Source organism: Paracoccus sp. (in: a-proteobacteria) (genome assembly GCF_030538755.1).
Classification (GTDB): domain Bacteria; phylum Pseudomonadota; class Alphaproteobacteria; order Rhodobacterales; family Rhodobacteraceae; genus Paracoccus.
In genome coordinates, this window is the sequence record NZ_JAUNTJ010000017.1 from 43,872 (window position 1) to 67,426 (window position 23,555).

Annotated in this window: 24 protein-coding genes and 2 tRNA genes; 19 read left to right on the forward strand and 7 right to left on the reverse strand. The window is 61.8% G+C overall.

Annotated elements, in window-relative coordinates; translation table 11 throughout:
* Window positions 1-23: 23 nt before the first annotated feature.
* The 3 genes from Q4G14_RS11180 to lipB form a co-directional block, all read right to left on the reverse strand.
* The gene (locus tag Q4G14_RS11180; RefSeq protein ID WP_303361829.1) at window positions 24-1,697 is read right to left on the reverse strand and encodes a cytochrome c oxidase subunit 1; all 1,674 of its coding nucleotides are present in this window, start codon (window positions 1,695-1,697) and stop codon (window positions 24-26) included.
* Between the two features lie 354 nt (window positions 1,698-2,051).
* Window positions 2,052-2,474 (reverse strand): cytochrome c family protein, encoded by a 423-nt coding sequence (locus tag Q4G14_RS11185; protein WP_303361830.1) that lies wholly within the window; start codon window positions 2,472-2,474, stop codon window positions 2,052-2,054.
* 138 nt (window positions 2,475-2,612) lie between these two features.
* On the reverse strand, window positions 2,613-3,260 hold the full coding sequence (lipB, locus tag Q4G14_RS11190) for a lipoyl(octanoyl) transferase LipB (RefSeq protein WP_303361831.1): 648 nt from the start codon (window positions 3,258-3,260) through the stop codon (window positions 2,613-2,615).
* Between the two features lie 109 nt (window positions 3,261-3,369).
* Between lipB and Q4G14_RS11195 the strand changes: the two genes are divergently transcribed.
* From Q4G14_RS11195 to Q4G14_RS11240, 10 genes are all read left to right on the forward strand, one after another.
* Window positions 3,370-3,456, forward strand: a tRNA-Leu gene (locus Q4G14_RS11195).
* A gap of 132 nt (window positions 3,457-3,588) precedes the next feature.
* Window positions 3,589-5,250 carry a glycosyltransferase 61 family protein gene (locus Q4G14_RS11200; RefSeq protein ID WP_303361832.1) on the forward strand — a complete coding sequence of 554 codons (1,662 nt, stop codon included), beginning with the start codon at window positions 3,589-3,591 and terminating at the stop codon, window positions 5,248-5,250.
* A gap of 155 nt (window positions 5,251-5,405) precedes the next feature.
* Window positions 5,406-6,506 carry an ABC transporter ATP-binding protein gene (locus Q4G14_RS11205; protein WP_303361833.1) on the forward strand — a complete coding sequence of 367 codons (1,101 nt, stop codon included), beginning with the start codon at window positions 5,406-5,408 and terminating at the stop codon, window positions 6,504-6,506.
* Window positions 6,507-6,509: 3 nt separating this feature from the next.
* Window positions 6,510-7,583: an ABC transporter substrate-binding protein gene (locus tag Q4G14_RS11210; protein WP_303361834.1), complete on the forward strand. Its 1,074-nt coding sequence runs from the start codon at window positions 6,510-6,512 to the stop codon at window positions 7,581-7,583.
* 84 nt (window positions 7,584-7,667) lie between these two features.
* On the forward strand, window positions 7,668-8,738 hold the full coding sequence (locus tag Q4G14_RS11215) for an ABC transporter substrate-binding protein (RefSeq protein WP_303361835.1): 1,071 nt from the start codon (window positions 7,668-7,670) through the stop codon (window positions 8,736-8,738).
* 106 nt (window positions 8,739-8,844) lie between these two features.
* Entirely contained in the window at window positions 8,845-9,921 is a 1,077-nt protein-coding gene (locus tag Q4G14_RS11220; protein WP_303361853.1) for an ABC transporter substrate-binding protein, read from the forward strand.
* 82 nt (window positions 9,922-10,003) lie between these two features.
* Window positions 10,004-11,080: an ABC transporter substrate-binding protein gene (locus Q4G14_RS11225; protein WP_303361836.1), complete on the forward strand. Its 1,077-nt coding sequence runs from the start codon at window positions 10,004-10,006 to the stop codon at window positions 11,078-11,080.
* 141 nt (window positions 11,081-11,221) lie between these two features.
* Window positions 11,222-12,451: an ABC transporter permease gene (locus tag Q4G14_RS11230; protein WP_303361854.1), complete on the forward strand. Its 1,230-nt coding sequence runs from the start codon at window positions 11,222-11,224 to the stop codon at window positions 12,449-12,451.
* A 3-nt stretch (window positions 12,452-12,454) separates the two neighbouring features.
* Window positions 12,455-13,414, forward strand: coding sequence for an ABC transporter permease (locus tag Q4G14_RS11235; protein WP_303361837.1), 960 nt, complete (start codon window positions 12,455-12,457; stop codon window positions 13,412-13,414).
* Window positions 13,411-13,971, forward strand: a complete 561-nt coding sequence (locus Q4G14_RS11240) for a hemerythrin domain-containing protein (RefSeq protein ID WP_303361838.1) — start codon at window positions 13,411-13,413, stop codon at window positions 13,969-13,971. The genes Q4G14_RS11235 and Q4G14_RS11240 overlap by 4 nt, the downstream gene beginning before the upstream one ends.
* 33 nt (window positions 13,972-14,004) lie before the next feature.
* On the opposite strand, the gene moaA is transcribed toward Q4G14_RS11240, so the two are convergent.
* Window positions 14,005-15,009: a GTP 3',8-cyclase MoaA gene (gene moaA, locus Q4G14_RS11245; protein ID WP_303361839.1), complete on the reverse strand. Its 1,005-nt coding sequence runs from the start codon at window positions 15,007-15,009 to the stop codon at window positions 14,005-14,007.
* A 116-nt stretch (window positions 15,010-15,125) separates the two neighbouring features.
* Between moaA and Q4G14_RS11250 the strand changes: the two genes are divergently transcribed.
* From Q4G14_RS11250 to Q4G14_RS11260, 3 genes are all read left to right on the forward strand, one after another.
* Window positions 15,126-15,653, forward strand: a complete 528-nt coding sequence (locus Q4G14_RS11250) for a hypothetical protein (protein WP_303361840.1) — start codon at window positions 15,126-15,128, stop codon at window positions 15,651-15,653.
* Between the two features lie 125 nt (window positions 15,654-15,778).
* Entirely contained in the window at window positions 15,779-16,654 is an 876-nt protein-coding gene (locus Q4G14_RS11255; RefSeq protein WP_303361841.1) for a 3-hydroxybutyryl-CoA dehydrogenase, read from the forward strand.
* Between the two features lie 48 nt (window positions 16,655-16,702).
* Window positions 16,703-16,778 (forward strand) — tRNA-Trp (locus Q4G14_RS11260).
* Window positions 16,779-16,866: 88 nt separating this feature from the next.
* On the opposite strand, the gene Q4G14_RS11265 is transcribed toward Q4G14_RS11260, so the two are convergent.
* Window positions 16,867-17,292 carry an HIT family protein gene (locus tag Q4G14_RS11265; protein ID WP_303361842.1) on the reverse strand — a complete coding sequence of 142 codons (426 nt, stop codon included), beginning with the start codon at window positions 17,290-17,292 and terminating at the stop codon, window positions 16,867-16,869.
* A 48-nt stretch (window positions 17,293-17,340) separates the two neighbouring features.
* Complete coding sequence (epmA, locus tag Q4G14_RS11270; RefSeq protein WP_303361843.1) at window positions 17,341-18,429, reverse strand: EF-P lysine aminoacylase EpmA; 1,089 nt, start codon at window positions 18,427-18,429, stop codon at window positions 17,341-17,343.
* 45 nt (window positions 18,430-18,474) lie between these two features.
* On the opposite strand from epmA, the gene efp reads away from it, so the two are divergent.
* Complete coding sequence (efp, locus tag Q4G14_RS11275; protein ID WP_303361844.1) at window positions 18,475-19,041, forward strand: elongation factor P; 567 nt, start codon at window positions 18,475-18,477, stop codon at window positions 19,039-19,041.
* A gap of 55 nt (window positions 19,042-19,096) precedes the next feature.
* Here efp and Q4G14_RS11280 read toward each other — a convergent pair whose 3' ends face one another.
* Complete coding sequence (locus Q4G14_RS11280; protein ID WP_303361845.1) at window positions 19,097-20,089, reverse strand: calcium-binding protein; 993 nt, start codon at window positions 20,087-20,089, stop codon at window positions 19,097-19,099.
* A gap of 129 nt (window positions 20,090-20,218) precedes the next feature.
* On the opposite strand from Q4G14_RS11280, the gene Q4G14_RS11285 reads away from it, so the two are divergent.
* From Q4G14_RS11285 to rplA, 5 genes are all read left to right on the forward strand, one after another.
* Complete coding sequence (locus tag Q4G14_RS11285; RefSeq protein WP_303361846.1) at window positions 20,219-21,238, forward strand: hypothetical protein; 1,020 nt, start codon at window positions 20,219-20,221, stop codon at window positions 21,236-21,238.
* 103 nt (window positions 21,239-21,341) lie between these two features.
* Window positions 21,342-21,536, forward strand: a complete 195-nt coding sequence (gene secE / locus Q4G14_RS11290) for a preprotein translocase subunit SecE (RefSeq protein ID WP_303361847.1) — start codon at window positions 21,342-21,344, stop codon at window positions 21,534-21,536.
* 165 nt (window positions 21,537-21,701) lie between these two features.
* A complete protein-coding gene (nusG, locus tag Q4G14_RS11295) occupies window positions 21,702-22,238 on the forward strand; it encodes a transcription termination/antitermination protein NusG (protein ID WP_303361848.1) in 537 nt (178 codons plus the stop codon).
* Between the two features lie 69 nt (window positions 22,239-22,307).
* Window positions 22,308-22,760, forward strand: a complete 453-nt coding sequence (gene rplK / locus Q4G14_RS11300) for a 50S ribosomal protein L11 (RefSeq protein ID WP_303361849.1) — start codon at window positions 22,308-22,310, stop codon at window positions 22,758-22,760.
* A 3-nt stretch (window positions 22,761-22,763) separates the two neighbouring features.
* Window positions 22,764-23,465 (forward strand): 50S ribosomal protein L1, encoded by a 702-nt coding sequence (rplA, locus tag Q4G14_RS11305; protein ID WP_303361850.1) that lies wholly within the window; start codon window positions 22,764-22,766, stop codon window positions 23,463-23,465.
* The last annotated feature ends 90 nt before the right edge of the window (window positions 23,466-23,555 follow it).

A 23,555-nucleotide genomic window follows, 5' to 3' on the forward strand; every position in this document is an offset into this window, starting at 1 on the left:
TTTGTGATCTTGTCCGCCCCGGCTTAGTGGGCGTGGCTGCGGTCCCAATCCTCGCGCTTGGGCAATTGCTCGAACGTGTGTTCGGGCGGGGGCGAGGTCAGGGTCCATTCCAGCGTATCGGCATGTTCGTTCCAATAGTTCCGCTGGGTCACGCGCTGCCCTGCGAACAGGGTATAGAACACGATGCCGATAAAGAACAGGAACGACGCGAACGAGATATAGGCCCCGATCGACGAGATATTGTTCCAGTAGGCGTATTCGATCGGATAATCGATATAGCGACGTGGCATCCCCTGACGGCCCAGGAAATGCTGCGGGAAGAAGATCAGATTCGATCCGATGAACATCATCCAGAAGTGCAGCTTGCCCGCCCATTCAGGATACTGACGGCCCGACATCTTGCCGATCCAGAAATAGACCCCGGCAAAGATCGCATAGACCGCACCCAGCGACATCACATAGTGGAAATGCGCCACGACATAGTAGGTGTCATGGTAAACGCGGTCCAGCGGGGCCTGCGACAGCACCACCCCGGTCACGCCGCCGACGGTGAACAGGAACAGAAAGCCAAAGGCCCACAGCATCGGGGTTTTGAACTCGACCGAGCCGCCCCACATGGTGGCGATCCACGAAAACACCTTGATGCCGGTGGGCACCGCGATGGTCATGGTGGCCAGCATGAAATAGGCCTGCTGCGTCACCGACATGCCGACGGTGTACATGTGGTGCGCCCAGACGACAAAGCCCAGCACACCGATGGCCGCCATGGCCAGAACCATCGGCAGATAGCCAAAGATCGGCTTTTTCGCGAATGTGGCGATGACGTGGCTGATGATCCCAAAGCCGGGCAGGATAATCATATAGACTTCCGGGTGGCCAAAGAACCACAGGATGTGCTGATACAGGATCGGATCGCCGCCACCTGCCGGGTTAAAGAAGTTTGTGTCGAAGTTGCGATCCATCAGCAGCATGGTGATGGCGCCCGCCAGAACCGGCAGCGACAGCAGGATCAGCCATGCGGTGATGAACACCGACCACGCAAACAGCGGCACTTTGAACAGGGTCATCCCCGGCGCGCGCATGTTCAGGAAGGTGGTGATGATGTTGATCGCCCCCAGAATCGACGAGGCACCCGAAACGTGGACGGCAAAGATCGCCAGATCCATCGAATAGCCGCCCTCGTTGGTGGACAGCGGCGGATACAGCACCCAGCCCACGCCCGAACCCATCTGCTGGTTGCCACCCGGCGCCAGCAAGGACGCGACACCAAGGCAGACCCCGGCGACATACATCCAGTAGGACAGGTTGTTCAGCCGCGGAAACGCCATATCCGGCGCGCCGATGTGCAGCGGCATGAAATAGTTGCCGAACCCGCCGAACAGCGCCGGGATGACGACAAAGAACATCATCAGCACGCCGTGATAGGTAATCAGCACATTCCACAAATGGCCGTTGGGCGTGCAATCCTCGGCCGAGGGGAACAGGCGCGCCCCCTCAAGACACATGTATTGCACACCGGGATGCTGAAGCTCCATCCGCATGTAAACGGTAAAAGCGACCGAGATCAGCCCGACGATGCCCGCCGTGAACAGATACAGAATCCCGATGTCCTTGTGGTTCGTGGACATGAACCAGCGGGTAAAGAACCCCCGCGTGTCGTGATGGTCATCGTGGCCATGAGCGGCTGCGTCTGCCATACGCGATCTCCCTCGATTCCTTTGGGCTGGCCATCGCGGATCAGCCCCTGTCACATACCTGTAACCCACCCTTGCCAACCAGACAATGCGTCACATGCCAGATCAGACATGGGTCGCAGGAACCGCCCCTCGCCGTCACGGGGTCACATGTCACGGCACAGACAAAAACCGCCGCCCTGTCTCATCTTTGGTCCCTAAATATCCCGGGGGTGCGGGGGCTGGCCCCCGCTTGCGCGCGGATCGCGGGGCCACACCCCGGCCCTGCAGGCCGACCCAATTCCACCACCCGCGCCATGAAAAACCCCCGCAAGCGCAAGGGCGTGCGGGGAATGCAGGGGTGATCCGGTGGCAGAGTTACTGCGCGCCGTGCTGCGCCAGAAAGGCCACGACGTCGGCCTGGCCTCTGTTCAGCTTGAAGGTCATCTTGGTTTTCAGGGTCGGGTCGCCGACCTTTTCTTCGGTGAATTTGTTCGGGTCGGTGACGTAACCGATCAGGTCTTCCTGGGTCCAGACCTCGCCTGCCTCACCCAGCTTTATCAGCGCGTCCGAGTATTTGAACCCTTCCTCGGCCCCGGCTTTGCGGCCAACGATGCCATACAGGTTTGGGCCGGTGGTGCCGCCCTTCACGATGTCGGTGCCCGCGTCGTCGCGGATCATGTGACAGGCGCGGCATTTCTTGAATTCGTTTTCGCCCTTGGCGGCGTCGCCCGCCTCTTGCGCGAAAACGGGCGTGGTCATCGTCAACACGGCAAGAGAGGCGAAGATCGTGGCTTTCATGGCTTTGTCCTAACGAACTGCGATTCGGGGATTTGTGCCCCCCAGACGCAGATTGTTAGCACCACGCCGGGACGCCGCAACACTCAAATCCGGCCATGCAGATGCCGTCAGCGGCTTGTCGCGGGAATATGATGGCACCTATCCGGGAAAGTGCCGGGCAAAGGTGGCGCGCAGGGCCACGTCCAGATCATCCATCCCCACCGGCAGGCCCAGATCGACAAGACTGGTCACGCCATGCCCGGAAATGCCGCAGGGCACGATGCCGGCGTAATGGCCAAGGTCGGGTTCGACATTGATCGAGATGCCGTGAAAGCTGATCCATTTGCGCAGCTTGATGCCGATGGCGGCGATCTTGTCGTCGCGGGTGCTGCCATCGGGCAGGGGGGGCTTGTCGGGGCGCGCGACCCAGACGCCGACCCGGCCCTGACGGATTTCGCCCTTGATGCCGAATTCGGCCAGCGCGGCGATCACCCAGTTTTCCAGCCCGGTGACAAAGGCGCGGATGTCGCGCCCGCGCCGGTTCAGATCCAGCATCACATAGACGATCCGCTGCCCCGGCCCGTGATAGGTATATTGCCCGCCGCGCCCGCTTTCATGCACCGGAAAGCGGCTGTCCAGCAGATCGCCGGCCTTTGCGCTGGTGCCTGCGGTATAAAGCGGCGGGTGTTCGACCAGCCAGACGGCCTCGTCCGCCGTGCCCGCTGCAATGGCCGCCACGCGCGTCTCCATGAACTCGACCGCCTGATGATAATCGGTCAGGCCCGTTGATGCGATCCATTCCACCATGGGCGGGGATTGGCCCAACCCAACCGCTGCGTCAATCCCCGCTGCCATGCACGAATCCCCTTTTCATCTGCGCGGCGCTGCATTATGACCCCGCGCACTGCCCGAAGATGCGGTCGTGGCGGAATTGGTAGACGCGCAGCGTTGAGGTCGCTGTTCCTTAACCGGAGTGGAAGTTCGAGTCTTCTCGACCGCACCATCACCTGAAAACGGGTCCGGCCTTTGCTGGATGGCCGTGCGCCGGGCAGGGCGTTGCCATATTCTGCGCGCCATGTGACAGCGGAGGAATTCGGTGTTTCCTGCAATTCTGCGGCGTCGCGCCGCCAGCTCCGTGAACGAACCGCTGCGCTGTTCGCTTTACGACGATGCCGTGGTCTGCCCGATTCAGAAACACAAGACGACGGATTGTCGGCAATATCTGGGCGTGTTCGACCGTTTTGGACGGCTTTTGCCGGATACCATCGCAGATCGGAATCATGGCACGTATCTGTATCGCGCCGCCGACCTGCCGCCGCCCGCCGCAATCGCAGACGCCCCCGAGGGCGAGGCGATCTATGCCGGGGTGTTCTTTCACCACTTCGGGCATTTCCTGATCGAGAGCATGGCGCGGCTTTGGTATGCCAAGGATCGCCCCGATCTGCCCGTCGTCTGGATCGGCGTGGATTCCTGGCCGCATCAGCCCACCATCCGGCAGTGGCAGCGGGATATGCTGGACATTCTGGGCATCCGAAATCCGCTGCGTGTGCTGATCGCCCCCGAGCGGTTCAAGCAACTGCATGTGCCCGGCCCCGGATATCGCTATGCCGACTGGTGCCACCCGCAACAGGCCGCTTTTCTGGCGGCCTACGACGGGCCGCCGCAGGAACCGGGCCGGCGGCTGTGGCTGTCGCGCAACGGGGTTCACAATGATGTCGGGCTGGCCAACAGCGACATCGTTGAACGCCGGTTGGCCGATGACGGCTGGATCGTGGCCCGCCCCGAGACATTTCCGCTGCGTGAACAACTGGACATGCTGTCACGCGCCGAAACCATCGCGGGCGAGGAAGGTTCCGCCTTTCACAGCCTGCTGCTGCTGCGCAATATCACCGGCAAGAAATTCAGGATATTTCAGCGCACCGAGAGGCTGCATCAGTCCTTTGATACCATCGGCGGGGCGCGGCAGGTCGATCAGGTCTCTTTCCACACCCGCGCCGATCGCGTCGCGAAAAAAAAGGGACGCTCGGTCTGCCGGATTGCGCCGAATGCCGATGAATACCTGAACGCACTGGCCGTTCCTGTGCCGCCGGTTAAGCCGCCCTCGCCCCCCGCGCAGCAGATGGCCGAACGGCTTGACTGGCTGGCAGGGTTTAACAAGGCCGCGTCTTACCTCGAGCTGTCGGCCGAGGGGCGCGACATCATGGCGACAGGGGTGCCGGACAAGGTTTCGGTCAGCCCGCATTTTCCGTTCGACACCCGGTCGTCAGTGGTGCCAGCCGCGCGGTTTTATGAAATGAACCTGTCGGATTACGCTGCACATTTCGCGGCGGGCCGCAGGTTCGACCTGATCTTCATCCGCCAGACGCAGCGGTTCGAGGATGTGTTGCGGCTGTTTCTGGGCAGCCAGCCGCTGGCCCGCGAATCGGCGATCTGGGTTGTGGATGGCGTCTGGCCTGTCGATGAATGCGCGACGATGGCATCGCAGCAGGATGCGCTGCGCTGTCGTCAGGCCACGGGCAGCGCCCGGCAGATATGGCAGGGCGATGCCTGTAAATTCGTGGTCATGCTGCATGATTTCTTTCCGGCCTTCCGGTTCCACACGCTGGATGACGGCGGCAGGCGCGACCAGTTGATCGTCTGGAAAGAGCCGCGCCTGTTTGCCCGGCCAGCCATGGGCAATATGGCCGGGATCGCGGCGATGATCTATGCGCAGACGCGGCAGATGCGCGACCTGTTTTCGCGCCAGAGCGCCGACACGATCGCGGCGGATCTGACCCGCCGCTTTGCTGCTGGGTGACCAGAATTTGCCGCGCCGCAGCATCATTGCCCGATTTTTAGGCATGTCGCGCAGGGTGGTCGCCTTGTCGTAAATGGTAATTGCAATTGGCCCGTCACGCTGCGTAACCTCTGCCTGCGCCATAAGCAGAACAAGACCTACAGGGGAGGTGCGCATTGACCGGCAAGACCAGTGGCGACGGGTTCGTCGTTTTCGACCACGTTCAGAAAAGCTATGACGGCCAGACGCTTGTCGTCAAAGATTTGAATCTTTCTATCGCCAAGGGTGAATTTCTGACGATGCTTGGCCCGTCAGGTTCGGGCAAGACCACCTGCCTGATGATGCTGGCCGGGTTCGAAACCGCCACCCATGGCGAAATCCGGCTGGACGGGCGCAACATCAACGATGTGCCGCCGCATAAACGCGGGATCGGTATGGTGTTTCAAAGCTATGCCCTGTTCCCGCATATGACCGTGGGCGAAAATCTGGCCTTCCCGCTGGAGGTCCGGGGCATGACCAAGGCCGACCGCGATGCCCGGATCAAGCGGGCGCTGGACATGGTGCAGATGGGCGCCTTTGCAAACCGCCGCCCCTCGCAGCTTTCGGGGGGGCAGCAACAGCGGATCGCACTGGCCCGCGCGCTGGTGTTTGACCCGGAACTGGTGCTGATGGACGAACCGCTTGGCGCGCTGGACAAGCAGTTGCGCGAACATATGCAATATGAAATCAAGCAGTTGCATCACACTTTGGGAATTACCGTCGTCTATGTGACCCACGATCAGGGCGAGGCGCTGACCATGAGCGACCGCATCGCTGTGTTCAACGATGGCCGCATTCAGCAGCTTGCCCCGCCTGCCGTGCTGTATGAAAAGCCGGAAAACAGCTTTGTTGCGAATTTCATTGGCGAAAACAACGCTCTGCCCGGCAATATTGAACAGTTGAACGGCAATCAGGCGCTGGTCCGGCTGGGCAATGGCGAGCTGATCGACGCCACGGCGGTCAACATCCGTCAGGTCGGGCAGGACACCCGCGTCTCGATCCGCCCCGAACGGGTCGAGTTCAAGCCCGACCTGATGCCCGCCGATGCCCACACGATCGAAGCGCAGGTCATCGACGTGATCTATATGGGCGACATTCTGCGCGCCCGCCTGCGGGTCGCGGGCAGCGATGGTTTCGTGATGAAATACCGCAATACGCTGGGTCAGACCAAGCTGTCGCCCGGCGAAAAGCTGCGTATCGGCTGGCATCCGCAGGATGCCCGCGCGCTGGATCCTTGACCGATGCGCCGCGCGTTTGCCCTGATCGCCGCTGCCCTGCCGCTTGGCGCTGCGGCGCAGGATCGCAGCATCACGGTCATTTCATGGGGCGGCGATTTTTCTGCCGCTCAGGTCGAGGCGCTGAACCGTCCCTTTACCGCCGAAACCGGGATCGGCGTGCTGATGGTCGATGCCGGCGACCCGGCCCTGCCGCTGAAGGCGCAGGCCGAGGCGGGCAATGTCACCACCGATGTCGCCAGCATCGGTTATGCCGAGGCGACGCAACTGTGTGATGCCGGTGTGGTGCAGCCCATCGACCATGCGATCCTGACGCCCGCGCCTGACGGCACTCCGCTGGAACAGGATTTCATGCCGCACGCCCTGGCGGAGTGTTTCGTGGCGACCGACATCTATTCCACGGTCATTGCCTGGGATGACCGGGCGATGGATGGCGCCGTGCCGCAGACCGTGGCCGATTTCTTTGATCTGGAACGCTTTCCGGGCCGCCGCGGGGTTTTGAAAGAGCCGCGCTTTACGCTGGAAATGGCGCTGATGGCCGATGGCGTGCCCGCCGCGCAGGTCTATGAGCTACTGTCCACCGATGCGGGTGTGGACCGCGCCTTTGCCAAGCTGGATACGATCAAGGCGCAGTCGATCTTTTGGGAAGCGGGCGCTCAGCCCCGGCAATTGCTGGCCGATGGCGAGGTGGCGATGGCCATGGCCTATAACGGCCGCATCTTTGCCGCGCGCGTCGATGATGATGTGCCCGTGTCGATGATGTGGGACGGCCAGATCTATGAAATCGAAGGCTGGGTGATTCCGACCGACGCCCCCAACCCGGCCGAGGCGCTGGAATATGTCGCCTATACCACCTCGCCGCAGGTGATGGCGCGGTTTGCGGGGCAGATCAGCTATGGCCTGCCGCGCCACAGTGCTGCCGCGCTGGTGGGCAATTATCGCGATACCGACATGCCGATGGCCGGGCATCTGCCGACCGCGCCGGAAAACATGTCGAATGCGCTGCAATTCGACCATGATTTCTGGGGCGATCACCTGAACGAACTGAACGAACGCTTTGCCCGCTGGGTGGCGTCGTGATTAACTTGACCTGCTGCCAGCCATGGCAGCCAATCACAACGGCGAATACGCCAGACCCATAGTCCAACCGGAGAAGAAACCGATATGAAAAGACTGCTGATCCTGACCACCGCACTGGGCGCACTGGCTGTTCCTGCCTCGGCGGATGTGAACCTGCTGTCCTGGGGTGGGGCCTATGGCAATTCCCATCTGGAAGCCTATGTCAAACCGTTTCAGGCTGAAACCGGCATCGCCGTCAGTATGGCCGATGCCGACAACCCCGCGACTCCGATCAAGGCCATGGTCGAGGCGGGCAATGTTTCAGCCGATGTGGCTTCGGTCGAATATGCCGACGCGGTGCGGCTGTGCGACGAAGGGCTGCTGGAAACGATTGATGCGTCGATCCTTGCCCCGGCCGGGGACGGCACCGCCGCCGCCGATGACTTTATCGAAGGCGCGATCACCGAATGCTTTGTCGCCACCGATGTTTATTCGATGGTGCTGACCTATGACGACAGCAAATTCCCCGAGGCCAAGCCCTCGACCCCGGCGGATTTCTTTGATCTGGAACAGTTCCCCGGCAAGCGCACCATGCGCAAGGGGGCCAAGTTCAATCTGGAATTCGCGCTGATGGCCGATGGCGTCGCCCCGGATGAAGTCTATGACATGCTGGCCACCCCCGAAGGCGTGGACCGCGCCTTTGCCAAGCTGGACACGATCAAGCGCGACATCGTGTGGTGGGAAGCGGGCGCGCAGCCGCCGCAACTGCTGGCCGATGGCGAGGTGACGATGGCCTATGCCTTTAACGGGCGTATCTTCAACGCCGCCCATGGCGAGAACAAGCCGTTCAAGATCGTCTGGGACGGCCAGATCTACGAAATGGAAGGCTGGATCGTGCCCAAGGGTGCGCCGAATCTGGAAGATGCGCTGAAGTTCATCACCTGGACCACCGCGCCCGCGCCGCAGGCCCGTGCGGCTGAATTCATCAGCTATGGCCCGCCGCGCCGCTCGGCTGCTGCGCTGGTCGGCAATATCGAAGGCTCGGACGTGCCGATGGGGCCGAACCTGCCGACGACGGCGGAAAACCTGACCAATGCACTGGGGTCGAACCTTGAATTCTGGGTCGATCACGATGCCGAGCTGAACGAACGCTTTAACAGCTGGCTGGCAAGCTGATCCGGCCCTTTGAACACCGCCGTTCCCGCCACCGATGCGGGGACGGCATCGCAGGAAAGAACAAGCTGTAGTCAACAGCGTCCATATTGGGGAGGACGACGCTATGATGGGGTCCAAACTGCTGGTCGGAACGGCGCTTGCTTTGCTGGCCGGCCCGGCATTGGCCGAAGGGCCGATCAATATCACCACCTATGGCGGTGCCTTTGGCGACGCGGTGAACGAGGCTTACACCAAGCCCTTTACCGAGGCGACCGGCATCGGGGCCACGATGATCGACAATTCCGATCCGCCCACCCGGCTGAAAGCCGAGGTCGAGGCAGGCAATGTGCAAAGCGATGTGTTCGACGTCGAACAGTCGGATGTGCTGCGCCTGTGCGACGAAGGGCTGATCGAGCCGATTGATCCGGCGATCCTGCCCGCAGGTGCCGATGGCAGTGCGCCCGCCGATGACTATCTGCCCGCGGCGCTGCATGAATGCGGCGCGGCGATCATGGTCTGGTCAACGGTCATTGCCTATGACACCAGCGCCTTTCCCGATGGCGCGCCCGCGACGGTGGCCGATTTCTTTGATCTGGAGAAATTCCCCGGCAAGCGTGGTTTCATCAAGCGGCCGAAATACACGCTGGAATTTGCCCTGCTGGGCGATGGCGTGGCCCCGGATCAGGTCTATGACGTGCTGTCCACGCCCGAAGGCGTTGACCGCGCTTTTGCCAGGCTGGACACGATCAAGGGCGACATCCTGTGGTGGGAAGCCGGCGCGCAGGCACCGCAACTGCTGGCCGACAAAGAGGCGTCGATGACGCTGGCCTATAACGGCCGGATTTTCGACGCCATCGTGCAAGAGGGCAAGCCGTTCGGCTTTGTCTGGGATGGCGTCAATCTGGATATGGATTACTGGGTCGTGCCGGTCGGTGCGCCCAATCGCGACGCGGCGATGAAGTTCATCGCCTTTGCCTCGGACCCGGCGCAGCAGGCGAATCTGTCGAAATATATCGCCTATGGCCCGCCGCGCAAATCGGCCTCTGCCAGCGTGGGTATGTTCAAGGACGGCACCACCGACATGGCCCCCTATCTGCCGACCACGCCCGAAAACGTGGAAAGGGCGCTGGTCAACGATGCCGAGTTCTGGGCCGATCACGACATCGAACTGACCGAGCGTTTCAACGCCTGGCTGGCAAGCTGAGAAGGCCGGGCCGTTCGCCTGCTTGATGGGCGGTCCAAAACCAAAAACGGCGGCCAAAGCCGCCAAACAGGGAGAACGACATATGAAAAAATATCTGATTCTTGGCACGGCACTGGCCGGGCTGACGGGTGCCGCCTCGGCGCAGCAGGTGAACGTGGTGTCATGGGGCGGGGCCTATTCGGCCAGTCAGGTCGAGGCGTATAACAAGCCCTTCACCGAGGCGACGGGCATCACCGTCAACATGATCGACTCCGATGATCCCGCGATCCCGCTGAAAGCGCAGGTCGAGGCGGGCAATGTCACCGCGGATGTGTTCGACCTTGACCACGCCGGTGCGGTCCGCATGTGCGATGAGGGGGCCGCGATCCAGATCGACGCCGCCGATCTGCCCGCCGCGCCCGATGGCACGGCAGCCGTGGACGATTTCATCCCCGGCGCGCTGACCGATTGCGCGGTCGGGAACATCGTCTGGGGCACGGTCATCGCCTATGACACGACCAAGTTCCCCGATGGCGCGCCGCAAACCGCCGCCGATTTCTTTGACACCGCCCAATTCCCCGGCAAGCGCGGCCTGCCGCCCAGTGCGAAACGCACGCTGTCGCTGGCGCTGGTGGCGGATGGCGTCGCGCCCGATCAGGTTCTGGAAACGCTGGCCACCCCCGAAGGCGTGGACCGCGCCTTTGCCAAGCTGGACACGATCAAGCGCGACATCGTGTGGTGGGAAGCGGGCGCGCAGCCGCCGCAACTGCTGGCCGATGGCGAGGTGACGATGACCACCGTTTACAACGGCCGCATCTTTGACGCCATTGTGGCCGAGGGTAAGCCCTTCGGCATCATCTGGGACGGGCAATACATGGAAATGAACCTGTTCGTCATCGCCGAGGGCGCACCGAATCCCGAACAGGCGCTGGAATATGTGAAATTCGCCACCGACACGCAGCAACTGGCGGAACAGGCGCGCTATATCAGCTATGGCCCGACGCGGAAATCCTCGCTGCCGCTGGTGGGCACCTACAAGGATGACAAGACCCAGATGGCCGATCACATGCCCAACTCGGAACAGCATATGGCGGGTGCGGTGATGGATGACCCGGAATTCTGGGCCGACCACGACATCGAACTGACCGAGCGTCTGCGCAGCTGGCTGTCGCAGAACTGATGCCGGTTGTCCGCCGCCCCCGTGCGGGGCGGCGGCTTATCTGATCCGATCCTGCCGAACCGAAGGTTACAGATGTCGAACGCCCTTGATCCACATGCCGCCGTTGTCGCCACCGCCTCGGGTGTCAGCCCTGATGGCGTGATGCGCACCGCTGATGGCAAGCCGCTGCGGCGCGCGTTGATGCGGTCGCAGGCGCGGGCGCGGCGGCGGGCGTTCCTGCTGGTCACGCCGCTGCTGCTGTTCGTGCTGCTGACCTTTCTGGTGCCCATCGGGCAGATGTTGCAGCGCTCGTTCTATAACGCCGAGTTTGCGGCCAATATGCCGCGCGTGACCGAGTGGTTTCACAACACCGCGCCCGGCACGCCCCCGGATGATGCCGCCTGGACGGCGCTTGGCGACGACATCAAAGAGGCCGCCGCCGCCCGCACCATCGCCCGCGCGGGCACGCGCCTGAACTATGACATGTCGGGGGCGCGGTCGCTGTTCACCTCGACCGGGCGCGCGGCCCGCAATATGGAGCCGCCCTATCAGGCCGCGCTGGCCGAAATCGACGCCCGCTGGGAAAGCCCCCTGCTGTGGGCCAAGATGCGGCAGTCGGCCAATGCGGTGACGGGCGATTTCTATCTGGCCGCCGTGGATCGCACGCGGGATGAGGCGGGCAGCATCACCGCCGTTCCCGAACAGCAGCAGATCTATGTAAAGCTGTTTATCCGCACGCTGGTTCTGTCGGCGGTCATCACGCTGACCACCTTTGTTCTGGGCTTTCCGATTGCGCATCTGCTGGCCACGCTGCCGATGCGCAAATCGAACCTGCTGATGATCCTTGTGCTGCTGCCGTTCTGGACCTCGCTTCTGGTGCGCACGACAAGCTGGATCGTGCTGCTGCAACAGCAGGGCGTCATCAACGATCTGCTGATCTTTTTCGGCATCATCGGCCAGCAAAGCCGGTTGCAGATGATCTATAACATGACCGGCACGATCATCGCGATGACGCATATCCTGCTGCCGTTCATGGTGCTGCCGCTGTATTCGGTGATGCGGACGATCAACCCGTCCTATGTCCGCGCCGCCCGCAGCCTTGGCGCGACAAGCTGGACGGCCTTCCGCCGCGTCTATTTCCCGCAGACCCTGCCGGGGCTGGGGGCAGGGGCGCTGTTGGTGTTCATTCTGGCCGTTGGTTATTACATCACGCCCGCGCTGGTCGGCGGTGCCTCGGGGCAGTTGATTTCCAACATGATCGCCATGCACACCACACAGACGCTGAACTGGTCGCTGGCGGCGGCGCTGTCCACCATTTTGCTGGTGATCGTGCTGGTGCTTTACTGGCTGTATGACCGCATGGTCGGCATCGACAACCTGAAACTGGGGTAAACCATGGCGCTTCCTTCTTATGCCTCTCCGCTGGAAAAACTGTGGCACGGCGCCTATCTGGTGATCTGCACGGCGATCTTTGTGTTCCTGATCGCGCCGATTCTGGTGTTCATTCCGCTGTCCTTCAACGCGGAGCCATATTTCACCTTTACGGAAAAGATGCTGACGCTCGACCCCGAGGGTTACAGCACCCGCTGGTATCAGACGCTGCTGACCTTCGGGATGCAGAACCCCGGCGGCAACACCGGCTGGGCGTGGTGGCAGGATGCGTGGAACAACGCGCATTGGATCAAGGCGGCCAAGAACTCGGTCATCATCGGAGTCAGCGCGACGCTGGTGGCGACGTTTCTGGGCACGCTGGCCGCGCTTGGCCTGTCGCGGCCGGAAATGCCGTTCCGGCGGGCGATCATGGCGATGCTGATTTCGCCGATGATCGTGCCGGTCATCATCTCGGCCCTGGGGATGTTCTTTTTCTATTCGAACCCCTGCGGTATTCTGGGGATGAGCGGTTCTGACGGCGGGCCGGCCTGCGGGCGTCTGACCGGCAGCTATCTGGGGATCGTGCTGGCCCATGCCACGCTGGGAATTCCCTTTGTGATTATCACCGTCACCGCAACGCTGGTCGGCTTTGACCAGTCGCTGAACCGGGCGGCGGCCTCGCTGGGGGCCAGCCCGCGGCGGACGTTCTTCAAGATCACGCTGCCGCTGATCCTGCCGGGGGTGATTTCGGGGGCGCTGTTCGCCTTTGTCACCAGCTTTGACGAGGTGATCGTGGTGCTGCTGATTGCCGCGCCGGAACAGCAGACCATTCCGCGCCAGATGTGGAACGGCATCCGCGAACAGATCAGCCCGGCGATTCTGGCCATAGCCACGCTGCTGGTGTTCTTTTCCATCGCGCTGCTGACCACGGTTGAACTGCTGCGCCGCCGTTCGGAACGCATTCGCGGTGTCACCCCGTCATGACGCCCGAACAGCTAGAGGACGACGCGGCCCGCCCCAAGGCCCCGCCGATCCCCGGCCTGACGCCGATGCAGGAACTGCACGGCAAGGGGCTGGCGCGCATCCATCGGATGTATCTGAACGAACTGACGGCGGTGGCCCGGCTGATGGCGGATATCCGCGCCGGTCTGGCCAGCCCGCAGGTGCTGCCAACAGCCATCGCCGGAATGTCGCTGACGCAGAATCTGGCGATGTTCGGTTCTGTCTGCGGGCGGCAATGCGCTTTGCTGCAAAACCACCATGACATCGAAGAACAGTGGATGTTTCCTGCCATTGCCGAACATGCGCAGGCGGGCTTGGACGCGGTGCTGGACCGGCTGAAGGCCGAACACGAGGTCATCCACAGCCTGATCGGCGAGTTGCGGCAGGCGGCGGATGATCTGGCCGATGCGCCCGATGATGCCAGCTTTGGCGCCTGCACCGCCGCGTTCAACCGGCTGGACCGCGCCATCCGGTCGCATTTCGGATACGAGGAAACGCAGCTTGGCCCGGCCATGGGCTATCTGGGGATTCCGGTTTAGGGGCCGCCCGGTCGGGCAGCGCGGCGCGGGGCGTCAGCCGCCCGTGTGGCTCATATGGCGGGACATCTGCCCCGAGACGGTTTGCCGGGAATAGTCGAAATCATGGCCCTTGGGCTTGCGTGCGATGGCGGCGCGGATCGCGTCGGTCAGGGCGGCGTCGTCGCGGCTGGCACGCAGGGGCGCGCGCAGATCGGCGCGGTCTTCCTGACCCAGACACATGAACAATTCGCCGGTGCAGGTGACGCGCACACGGTTACAGCTTTCGCAGAAATTATGCGTCAGCGGGGTGATGAAGCCAATCTTCTGCCCGGTTTCCGCCAGCCGGACATAGCGGGCCGGGCCGCCGGTGCGCTCGGCCAGATCGGTCAGGGTGAACTGCTGCGCCAGACAGGCGCGCAGGTCGATCAGCGGCCAATATTGGTCCAGCCGCATCTCGCCCTCCATCTCGCCCATGGGCATGACTTCGATGAAGGTCAGGTCAAAGCCCTGATCGCCGCACCAGCCGACCAGATCGAGCAGTTCGTCTTCGTTGAAGCCCTTTAGTGCGACGGTGTTGATCTTGACCCGCAACCCGGCGTCCTGTGCGGCGCGCAGCCCGTCCAGCACCTGATTCAGCCGGCCCCAGCGGGTGATCTGCGCAAACTTGTCGGCGTCCAGCGTGTCCAGCGACACATTCACCCGCCGGATGCCGCATTCGGCCAGTTCGGCGGCAAAGCGGCGCAACTGGCTGCCGTTGGTGGTCAGGGTCAACTCGTCCAGCCCCGCGCCCAGATGGCGGGACATGGCGCGGAAAAACTCCATAATGCCGCGCCGGACCAGCGGTTCGCCGCCGGTCACGCGCAGCTTGCGCACGCCAAGGCCGATGAAGGCGGAACAGAGCCGGTCCAACTCCTCCAGCGTCAGCAGGTCGGCCTTGGGCAGAAACTGCATATGCTCGACCATGCAATAGGTGCAGCGAAAATCGCAGCGGTCGGTCACGGACACCCGCAAATAGGTGATGGGCCGGGCAAAGGGGTCGATCAAGGGTGCGCAGGTCATCTGCCTGATTTAAGAGCGTGGCGACCGCAGCACAAGCACGACCCGATCACACAGCCGTCGCTGGACCGATGCCGCAACTGCCGCTAGCGTGGCGCGAAACAACCGAGGAAAGCCCGATGACCGTCCCGAGTTTTGCCAAACGCCCGCTGGCGCTGATCCTGCCGGTGCTGGCGCTGTCTGCCTGCGCTACGGCGACCACGCAGGCCACGACGCAACGCCCCGCGACCAGCGCGGCAGCGGAAACCCCGCAAGCGCCCGAGGTGGTTCAGGCCGCCGCCGCCGTGACCCGCGCCCCGGCACCGCGCCCGGCCGCCCGCGCGACGGCGGCGCAACTGAACACCACCACCGCCGCTCAGCGCGCCGCCGCCGCCGAAAAGCCTGCGGCCAGTGCGGAAACCCGTCTGGGCACGACCGTTGCTTCGCTGGGGGATGCGACGCAGCCGGGCTTTTGGATCAAGACGCCGCTGGTGAAAACGCAGGCCGTGGGCCGGATCGTGAACCCGGCGAATGGCAAATCGGCCAAGGTCGATCTGATGCCGCTGGACGGCCCTGCCAGTGGCGGCAGTCAGGTTTCGCTGCCCGCGCTGCAATTGCTGGGCATCTCGCTGACCGATCTGCCGGTGATCGAGGTGTTCCGGTCGTAATCCGCCGGTCTGCGGTGTCGCGCACAGGCGGCACCGCAGGTGGCCATTTCGTGACGACCGCCTTTCGTGATTGATCCGCGCCGCCAGCCGCCCTATCGTCCGCGCAGTCACAGAAGGGGGCGGATATGGCGGTTCAATCGGTTGGCGTGATCGGTGCGGGGCAGATGGGCAACGGGATCGCTCATGTCTTTGCGCTGGCGGGATACGATGTGCTGATGACCGACATCAGCCGCGAGGCGCTGGACAAGGCCGTGGCGCTGATCGACAAGAACATGGAACGTCAGGTCAGCCGCGGCAAGATCAGCGCCGAGGAAAAGGCCGCGGCGCTTGGGCGGCTGAAAACCACGCTGACGCTGACCGATCTGGGCCAGACCGATCTGGTGATCGAGGCAGCAACGGAACGCGAGACCGTCAAGCAGGCCATCTTCGAAGATCTGCTGCCGCATTTGAAACCGAACACGATCCTGACCTCGAACACCTCGTCGATTTCGATCACGCGGCTGGCCAGCCGCACCGACCGGCCGGGCAAGTTCATGGGCTTTCACTTCATGAACCCGGTGCCGGTGATGCAACTGGTGGAACTGATCCGGGGCATCGCCACGGATGAGGAAACCTATAAGACCCTGCTGGGCGTGGTCGAAAAGATCGGCAAGACCGCCGCCAGTGCCGAGGATTTCCCGGCCTTCATCGTCAACCGCATCCTGATGCCGATGATAAACGAGGCCGTTTACACGCTGTATGAGGGCGTCGGCAACGTCCGCTCGATCGACGAATCGCTGAAGCTGGGGGCCAATCACCCGATGGGACCGCTGGAACTGGCCGATTTCATCGGGCTGGACACCTGCCTTGCGATCATGAACGTGCTGCATGACGGGCTGGCCGATACGAAATACCGCCCCTGTCCGCTGCTGACGAAATATGTCGAAGCGGGCTGGCTTGGGCGCAAGACCGGGCGCGGCTTTTATGATTATTCTGGCGAAACTCCGGTGCCGACGCGCTGAACCCCCTTGCGCCGGGCGGGCATCCGCCGTAATCAGACGACCGGCCTTAGGGGTATAGCTCAGTTGGTAGAGCATCGGTCTCCAAAACCGAGGGTCGGGGGTTCGAGTCCCTCTGCCCCTGCCAGGCCGGTTTCCCGGATTTTGTCGTAACCTGTGCCGCCGCCTTGGCGTGTATTGTCGTGGATGCCGGACGGCTGGCCGCTGGCCGCCAATCAGACCTCGGCGCCCAGGGTCTGTGCCGTGGCGGCCAGTTCTTCGGCGGTGGGGCTGGTCGGGACGGAATAGCCGTCTGGCCCGTCGGCCAGATAGGCGGCGGAACTGACGTCGTGGACATGGTGCATCGGCACGACATGGGCGTGGACATGCGGCACATGGATGCCGGTAAAGAACATCGCCACACGCTCGACACCATACAGCTTTTTCTGCGCGCGGGCGATCTGCTGCGACAGGTCCATCACCTCGGCGGCAAGGGGGGCGGGCATGTCTTCGAACCAGACATGGTGTTCGCGCGGCACGACCAGCGTATGGCCGGGGCGGATCGGGTGCAGGTCCAGAAAGGCGACCAGATTATTGGTTTCGGCCACCTTATGGGCGGGCAGCGCGCCGGATGTGATGCGGCAAAACAGGCAGTCGGTCATGGTTCCCCCCTTGTGCTGTCGCGATGGTGACGCGCGGGGCGGCGGGCGTCAACCGTGCGGCACTGGCGCCCAGATCACCGCGTCGATATGCGGCGCGGCGGTGGCCAGCATCACCAGCCGGTCAAACCCCAGCGCGATGCCGCTGGCCTGCGGCATGATCGCCAGAGCCGCCAGAAAGTCGTCGTCCAGCGGATAGCGGTGGCCATAGACGCGCTGCTTTTCGTCCATCTCGGCGGTAAAGCGGCGCTGCTGCTCGGCGGGGTCGGTCAGCTCGCCAAAGCCGTTGGCCAGCTCGACGCCGCAGGCATACAGCTCGAACCGCTCGGCAAAGCGGGGATCGTCGGGGCAGGGGCGCGCCAGCGCGGCCTCGGCCACGGGGTAGCGGTCCAGAACGGTGGCGCGGCCCATGCCAAGGCGCGGCTCGATCTTTTCCACCAGAACGCGGCTGAACATGTCGGCCCATGTGTCGTCGGCGGCATGGCGCAGCCCGGCGGCCCGCATCTGCGCCGCCATGGCTGCCGCATCGGTGGTGCCGTCATCGTGCAGCGTCGCGGCCAGATCGACACCGGCATGGCGGGCAAAGGCCTCCGCCACCGACAGCCGCTCTGGCGCGGCAAAGGGATCGCAGACCGCATCGCGAAACCGCAGCGCCGCAACCCCGGCCCCCTGTGCCGCCAGCCGCAGCAGGGCGGCGCAATCCGCCATCAGCGCATCATAAGGGGCACCCGCGCGATACCATTCCAGCATGGTGAATTCGGGGCTGTGCAGAGGCCCACGCTCGCGGTTGCGCCAGACATGGGCAAAGGCGGCGATCCGGGTTTCCCCCGCCGCCAGCAGCTTTTTCATCGCGAATTCGGGGCTGGTGTGCAGATACATCCGCCGCGCCGTGCCGTCATCGCCCATGGCATCGGTGGCAAAGGCGTGCAGATGCGCCTCGTTCCCCGGCGATACGGCCAGTGCGGCCGGGTCCACCTCGGTAAAGGCTTCATCGTCCAGCCAGCCGCGCAGCAGGCGCTGAATCCGGTTCCGCGCCAGCAGGGCAGGGCGCCGCCCTTCATGCCGTTCGGGTCGCCACCAATCGTTCATGCGCATCCTCGGGTCTGGTGAAATCTGTTCGTCCGCGCTATGGCGTGGCATCCCGCGCCCTTAGGCGCGCCCCGATTTATGGTCAAGGAGCCATTCGTGAAGGTCATCGCCTCTAGCCTGCGCAAAGGTAATGTCGTCGAACTGGACGACAAGCTGTATGTCGTGCTTACCGCCCAGAACTTCCATCCGGGCAAGGGCACGCCGGTCACTCAGGTCGATATGCGCCGCATTTCCGACGGCGTGAAGGTCAGCGAACGCTGGCGGACGACCGAACAGGTCGAACGTGCCCATGTGGACGAACGGTCGTATAATTTTCTGTATGAAGATGGCGAAGGCTATCACTTCATGGAGCCGGAAAGTTATGAGCAGGTCGTGGTGTCGCCCGATGTGATCGGCGATCAGGCCGTTTATCTGCAAGAGGGCGCAAGCTGTTTCCTGCAAGTTTACAATGGCGTGCCGATTTCCATTGAAATGCCCGCCAAGATCACCCTCGAAATCACCGAGACCGAGCCGGTGGTAAAAGGGCAAACCGCGTCGTCGTCGTATAAACCTGCAATCTGCGATAATGGCCTGCGCGTGATGGTGCCGCCGCATATCGGCGTGGGCACGCGGATCGTGATTAACACCGAGGATAATTCCTACGTCGAACGCGCGAAAGACTGATCTTTTCGCAATATGTTCATCAAGGCCCCGTGTGTCATGCGCGGGGCCTTTTGCTTTAGGTGAACAGGAAGTCGGCGGCGGTGATATCTGCGGTGCTGATGCCTTTGACGAAAACCGCAGTTCCGGGGTTGATAAGGAACGCAAAGCTGTCCTCAAGATCTTCCATCAGCATGTTGTCGAAATCAAGCGCGCCGCTGGTGTTCGTGATGTGAATGATGTCCTCCCCTTGGGTGGAATCATTGATGATATCAATGTCTTCGTAATCTGGATCGTTCAGGGTGAAATAAGTGCTATAATCGAACAGGAATGTGTCATTCCCGGCCCCGCCATAAAGCGAGTCATATCCATCGCGCCCGATCAGCGTGTCGTCACCGGCCATGCCCATAAGCGTGTCATTGCCGATGCCACCATCCAGCGTATCATTTCCGCTTTCACCCAGCAGATGATCGTCACCCGCATTGCCGAAAATATGGTCATTCCCGGCACCGCCGGTGATGATATCGTTAAAGTGAACGGTTTCCCAAATCCCTGCCGGGTTCTTCATCTGGATTATGTCAAATCCCTTGATGGTGTCGTTCAGGTCGCTGCCCCAGATTTGGCTTAGCTTTCCTCCGGCTGTGTCGTATTTTTTGATGGACGAGACGTCGATGCTGATGGCCCCCTGAATTATCAGAGATTTTTCTGCTGTGGCGTTATAAAGGATTTCGATATTAGAGACTTCACCCAATTTGATCGCCAGAACCGATCCGGTCGTTGAGTTTGAATATGCTCGGATTTCGTTTTTGCCGCCTCCACCGTCAATGGTGTCGCCTCCTTTGAAGCGATAATCGAGCGCATCATCTACGAAAATAATGTCATTTCCAGATCCGCCGTAGATCATATCGACGCCGTTTCCTCCGTAGATGTGATCGTCTCCATTGCCTCCGTAGATTGTATCCAATCCATCCCCGCCATAAATGGTGTCGTTCCCGCCCCTTCCATCTATGAAATTATGACCGCTGGTTCCGTTAAGGATGTCATGTCCGATTGTGCCGAAAATGGTCGCCATACTTCCCTCGCATGGTAGTTAAAAGTTGAATCAAATGCACGCCAAAGAGGAGTTGTGATTCGAATCGATCTACCTTAGCGTGTAGTTGGATCGGTATCCGCTGCTTTTACCTGCGTCAAGGAGGACGCCATGAATGTGACATCAGCCCAAGTTGCATTGACTCTTATGACATCAGGATCAACGCTGCCTGTCAGCGTAGCCCGGCCCGAATCTCATGGCACTGCGATTGATGCACCGGCCTTCAGGTTTGGGAAGGCTGAACCCAGTAATGATCTGGGTGACTTCTATGTTCCGGACGGATGGGACGTGGATGTATGGAAGGAGCATCTGAAACAGGTTGAGGAATATAAGGTGGCTTTCGAAGCCAGTTCAGAGTGGATGCGTGCGCTCAGACGTGGGGAGGTTGGCCCATTTGATGAAGAGCCGGAAGAGGCTCGGACGGGTGTCTCAAGTGGCCAGGTCGTCAGCGATCCCCGGTTCAAGTTCGAGGGCTATTCGATGTTCATGAGCGTGGATTATACGCCGCGCATGGGCCAGCAAGTGGCGCAGACCGACGTGCCCTATACCGACCGGCGCGATGCCATGGTCGTCGCCTATCACTTTGGTAAAAAACTGTCTCAATACAGTCGGGATGTCGCGCAGAATATGCCGCCCCCCGGTGATGCGCGTTACGCCCCGTCCGGGCAGTTGATCGGTGTTTCCAAAAGTGGCGTCATCCTGCCAGATTTCGAAGCATCTAAACTGGCGCGGGATGCCGGAAATTCAGAACTCTTGCGGTCTGCTAAAATGATGGAAGAAGTGGGGGCAACTCTTGCCGGTATGTTCAGCTTTGCCTCGGCTGAAGTCACCAATGCTGCCTATAAGGGCGAGGCTGCGGGCTTTTCCATTAGTCTGACCGGATTTGGAAAACTGATTGACGTCGATTCACGGGGCCGAATGACGCTTTATGATGCCGATGGCGCAGCCTACAGCCCGCAGGAATATAACGAACAGGATATTGGCGGCGGAATTCCTGAATTGTATAACGAAGAGATCCGCAACAACGACAGAAAAATCCTCCGCGAACAAGGCGTCGGGGTATACGCCGTCTGGAACGTTCTGGAGCAGGCAGCCGAGAGGGCGGCCACCGCGCGCGGTGCTCTGGTCTGACGGTGGCACCTGCCGCGGGTGCGGCGCGATCAGGTCGCACCATGCCCTTGATCCCGGCGTCGCCCCGCGCTATCTGACGCGCTGCACATACTAGGAGCCAGCCGTGGCCAATCCCGTCCAGTTCATCAGCCAGGTTCGCGCCGAAGTCGGCAAGATCACCTGGCCGACCCGCCGCGAAGTCGTGACCACTACCATCATGGTGTTCATCATGGCGACGCTGTTCAGCATCTTCTTTTTCCTCGTCGATCTGCTGATCCGCACCGGAATGACGCAGGGGCTGCGGCTGATCTCGGGGTAACTGCGGGGTTGCAATCGGGGGCGCGCAACGGTAAACGCGCTGAACCTGCCCTGACAGCGGCGTGCATCGATTCGGTATGCGCGCCGATTTCAATTTTGACGGGCGGGGCGAAATTCACGGGGTCGCAACGGGCGGCCCGTAAGACGAACAGGGGTCGATCGGAACATGGCAAAGCGTTGGTATTCGGTCAGCGTCCTGTCGAACTTTGAAAAAAAGGTCGCAGAGGCGATCCGTCAGGCCGCTGCCGAAAAGGGGCTTGAGGATGAGATCGACGAAGTTCTGGTCCCCACCGAAGAGGTGATCGAGATTCGTCGCGGCAAAAAGGTAACGTCCGAGCGTCGCTTTATGCCGGGCTATGTGCTGGTTCACATGGATATGTCCGATCGGACCTATCATCTGGTGAACTCGATCAACCGCGTCACCGGCTTTCTGGGTGCGCAGGGCAAGCCGATGCCGATGCGCGACGACGAAGTGAACGCGATGCTGAACCGCACGGATGCTGGCGAAAAGGCCGCGCCGCGCAACCTGATCCGCTTTGACGTGGGCGAAAAGGTCAACGTCACCGACGGCCCGTTCGAGGGGTTCTCGGGCATGGTCGAAGAGGTGGACGAAGTGTCGAGCCGGATTAAGGTCACGGTGTCCATCTTTGGCCGTCCGACCCCGGTGGAACTGGAATTCACGCAGGTTTCCAAAACCTCGTGACATTTGCGGGAGGCGTGGTGCCGCACCGCTAGATCGGCCCTTTGGGCCTGACGACAAAGGAGAGGCCACATGGCCAAGAAAGTCATCGGCAGCCTCAAGCTGCAAATCAAGGCGGGGCAGGCGAACCCGTCCCCGCCCGTCGGCCCGGCTTTGGGTCAGCGCGGCATCAACATCATGGAATTCTGCAAGGCGTTCAACGCCAAGACGCAGGAAATCGAAAAAGGTTCGCCTGTTCCGGTCGTGATCACCTATTACGCCGACAAATCGTTCACCTTTGAAACCAAGACGCCGCCCGCGTCCTTCCTGCTGAAAAAGGCCGCTGGCCTCAAGCCGGTCGGCAAGCGCAGCCGCGCCAAGGGTTCGGAAAAGCCGGGTCGTGCGACCGCTGGCACCGTGACGGTCAAGCAGGTGCGCGAGATCGCCGAAGCCAAGATGAAAGACCTGTCGGCCAATGATGTCGAACAGGCGATGAAGATCATTCTGGGTTCCGCCCGGTCGATCGGTATCGAGGTGAAAGGCTAAGTCATGGCAAAACTGTCCAAGAAAAAAGCCGCCGCTCGTGAAGCGTTTGATGGCAAGGCCAACCTGTCGGTTGAGGATGCCGTCAATCTGGTGAAAAGCGCCGCCTCGGCCAAGTTCGACGAAACCGTTGAAATCGCGCTGAATCTGGGTGTTGATCCGCGTCACGCCGACCAGATGGTTCGCGGTGTGGTGACGCTGCCCGCCGGCACCGGCAAGGATGTGCGCGTGGCGGTGTTTGCCCGTGATGCCAAGGCCGATGAGGCCAAGGCCGCTGGTGCCGACATCGTTGGCGCGGAAGATCTGATGACGGCGATTCAGGGCGGCAAGATCGACTTTGACCGCTGCATCGCGACCCCCGACATGATGCCGCTGGTCGGCCGTCTGGGCAAGATCCTTGGCCCGCGCAACCTGATGCCGAACCCCAAGGTCGGCACCGTGACCGTTGACGTGGCCAATGCCGTCAAGGCGGCCAAGGGCGGCGAAGTGCAGTTCAAGGCTGAAAAAGCGGGTGTCGTTCATGCCGGTATCGGCAAAGTGTCGTTCGACGCTGACAAGCTGGCCCAGAACGTCCGCGCCTTTGTCGAGGCGGTGAACCGTGCCAAGCCGTCGGGCGCCAAGGGCACCTATATGAAAAAGGTCTCGATCAGCTCGACCATGGGTCCGGGTGTGTCGCTCGACCTGAGCAGCGCGACCACCGCGCAATAAGATTTCCCGGCGCAAGCCGGGGATGGCGGGGCCGTCCAAGGCCCCGTCCTGTCCGAGACGGAGGGTGCGGGTTTCCCGCTTAATGTCCTT

What these genes read in the sequence shown, in the direction of transcription:
- Q4G14_RS11225 (WP_303361836.1), top strand. Translation starts at nt 10,004, where the DNA reads ATGAAAAAATATCTGATTCTTGGCACGGCACTGGCCGGGCTGACGGGT.
- nusG (WP_303361848.1), top strand. Translation starts at nt 21,702, where the DNA reads ATGGCAAAGCGTTGGTATTCGGTCAGCGTCCTGTCGAACTTTGAAAAA.
- rplK (WP_303361849.1), top strand. Translation starts at nt 22,308, where the DNA reads ATGGCCAAGAAAGTCATCGGCAGCCTCAAGCTGCAAATCAAGGCGGGG.
- moaA (WP_303361839.1), bottom strand. Translation starts at nt 15,009, where the DNA reads ATGACCTGCGCACCCTTGATCGACCCCTTTGCCCGGCCCATCACCTAT.
- Q4G14_RS11230 (WP_303361854.1), top strand. Translation starts at nt 11,222, where the DNA reads ATGCGCACCGCTGATGGCAAGCCGCTGCGGCGCGCGTTGATGCGGTCG.
- Q4G14_RS11265 (WP_303361842.1), bottom strand. Translation starts at nt 17,292, where the DNA reads ATGACCGACTGCCTGTTTTGCCGCATCACATCCGGCGCGCTGCCCGCC.
- Q4G14_RS11255 (WP_303361841.1), top strand. Translation starts at nt 15,779, where the DNA reads ATGGCGGTTCAATCGGTTGGCGTGATCGGTGCGGGGCAGATGGGCAAC.
- Q4G14_RS11210 (WP_303361834.1), top strand. Translation starts at nt 6,510, where the DNA reads ATGCGCCGCGCGTTTGCCCTGATCGCCGCTGCCCTGCCGCTTGGCGCT.
- lipB (WP_303361831.1), bottom strand. Translation starts at nt 3,260, where the DNA reads ATGGTGGAATGGATCGCATCAACGGGCCTGACCGATTATCATCAGGCG.
- Q4G14_RS11220 (WP_303361853.1), top strand. Translation starts at nt 8,845, where the DNA reads ATGGGGTCCAAACTGCTGGTCGGAACGGCGCTTGCTTTGCTGGCCGGC.
- Q4G14_RS11215 (WP_303361835.1), top strand. Translation starts at nt 7,668, where the DNA reads ATGAAAAGACTGCTGATCCTGACCACCGCACTGGGCGCACTGGCTGTT.
- Q4G14_RS11285 (WP_303361846.1), top strand. Translation starts at nt 20,219, where the DNA reads ATGAATGTGACATCAGCCCAAGTTGCATTGACTCTTATGACATCAGGA.
- rplA (WP_303361850.1), top strand. Translation starts at nt 22,764, where the DNA reads ATGGCAAAACTGTCCAAGAAAAAAGCCGCCGCTCGTGAAGCGTTTGAT.
- Q4G14_RS11240 (WP_303361838.1), top strand. Translation starts at nt 13,411, where the DNA reads ATGACGCCCGAACAGCTAGAGGACGACGCGGCCCGCCCCAAGGCCCCG.
- Q4G14_RS11250 (WP_303361840.1), top strand. Translation starts at nt 15,126, where the DNA reads ATGACCGTCCCGAGTTTTGCCAAACGCCCGCTGGCGCTGATCCTGCCG.
- epmA (WP_303361843.1), bottom strand. Translation starts at nt 18,429, where the DNA reads ATGCCACGCCATAGCGCGGACGAACAGATTTCACCAGACCCGAGGATG.
- Q4G14_RS11235 (WP_303361837.1), top strand. Translation starts at nt 12,455, where the DNA reads ATGGCGCTTCCTTCTTATGCCTCTCCGCTGGAAAAACTGTGGCACGGC.
- Q4G14_RS11280 (WP_303361845.1), bottom strand. Translation starts at nt 20,089, where the DNA reads ATGGCGACCATTTTCGGCACAATCGGACATGACATCCTTAACGGAACC.
- Q4G14_RS11180 (WP_303361829.1), bottom strand. Translation starts at nt 1,697, where the DNA reads ATGGCAGACGCAGCCGCTCATGGCCACGATGACCATCACGACACGCGG.
- Q4G14_RS11185 (WP_303361830.1), bottom strand. Translation starts at nt 2,474, where the DNA reads ATGAAAGCCACGATCTTCGCCTCTCTTGCCGTGTTGACGATGACCACG.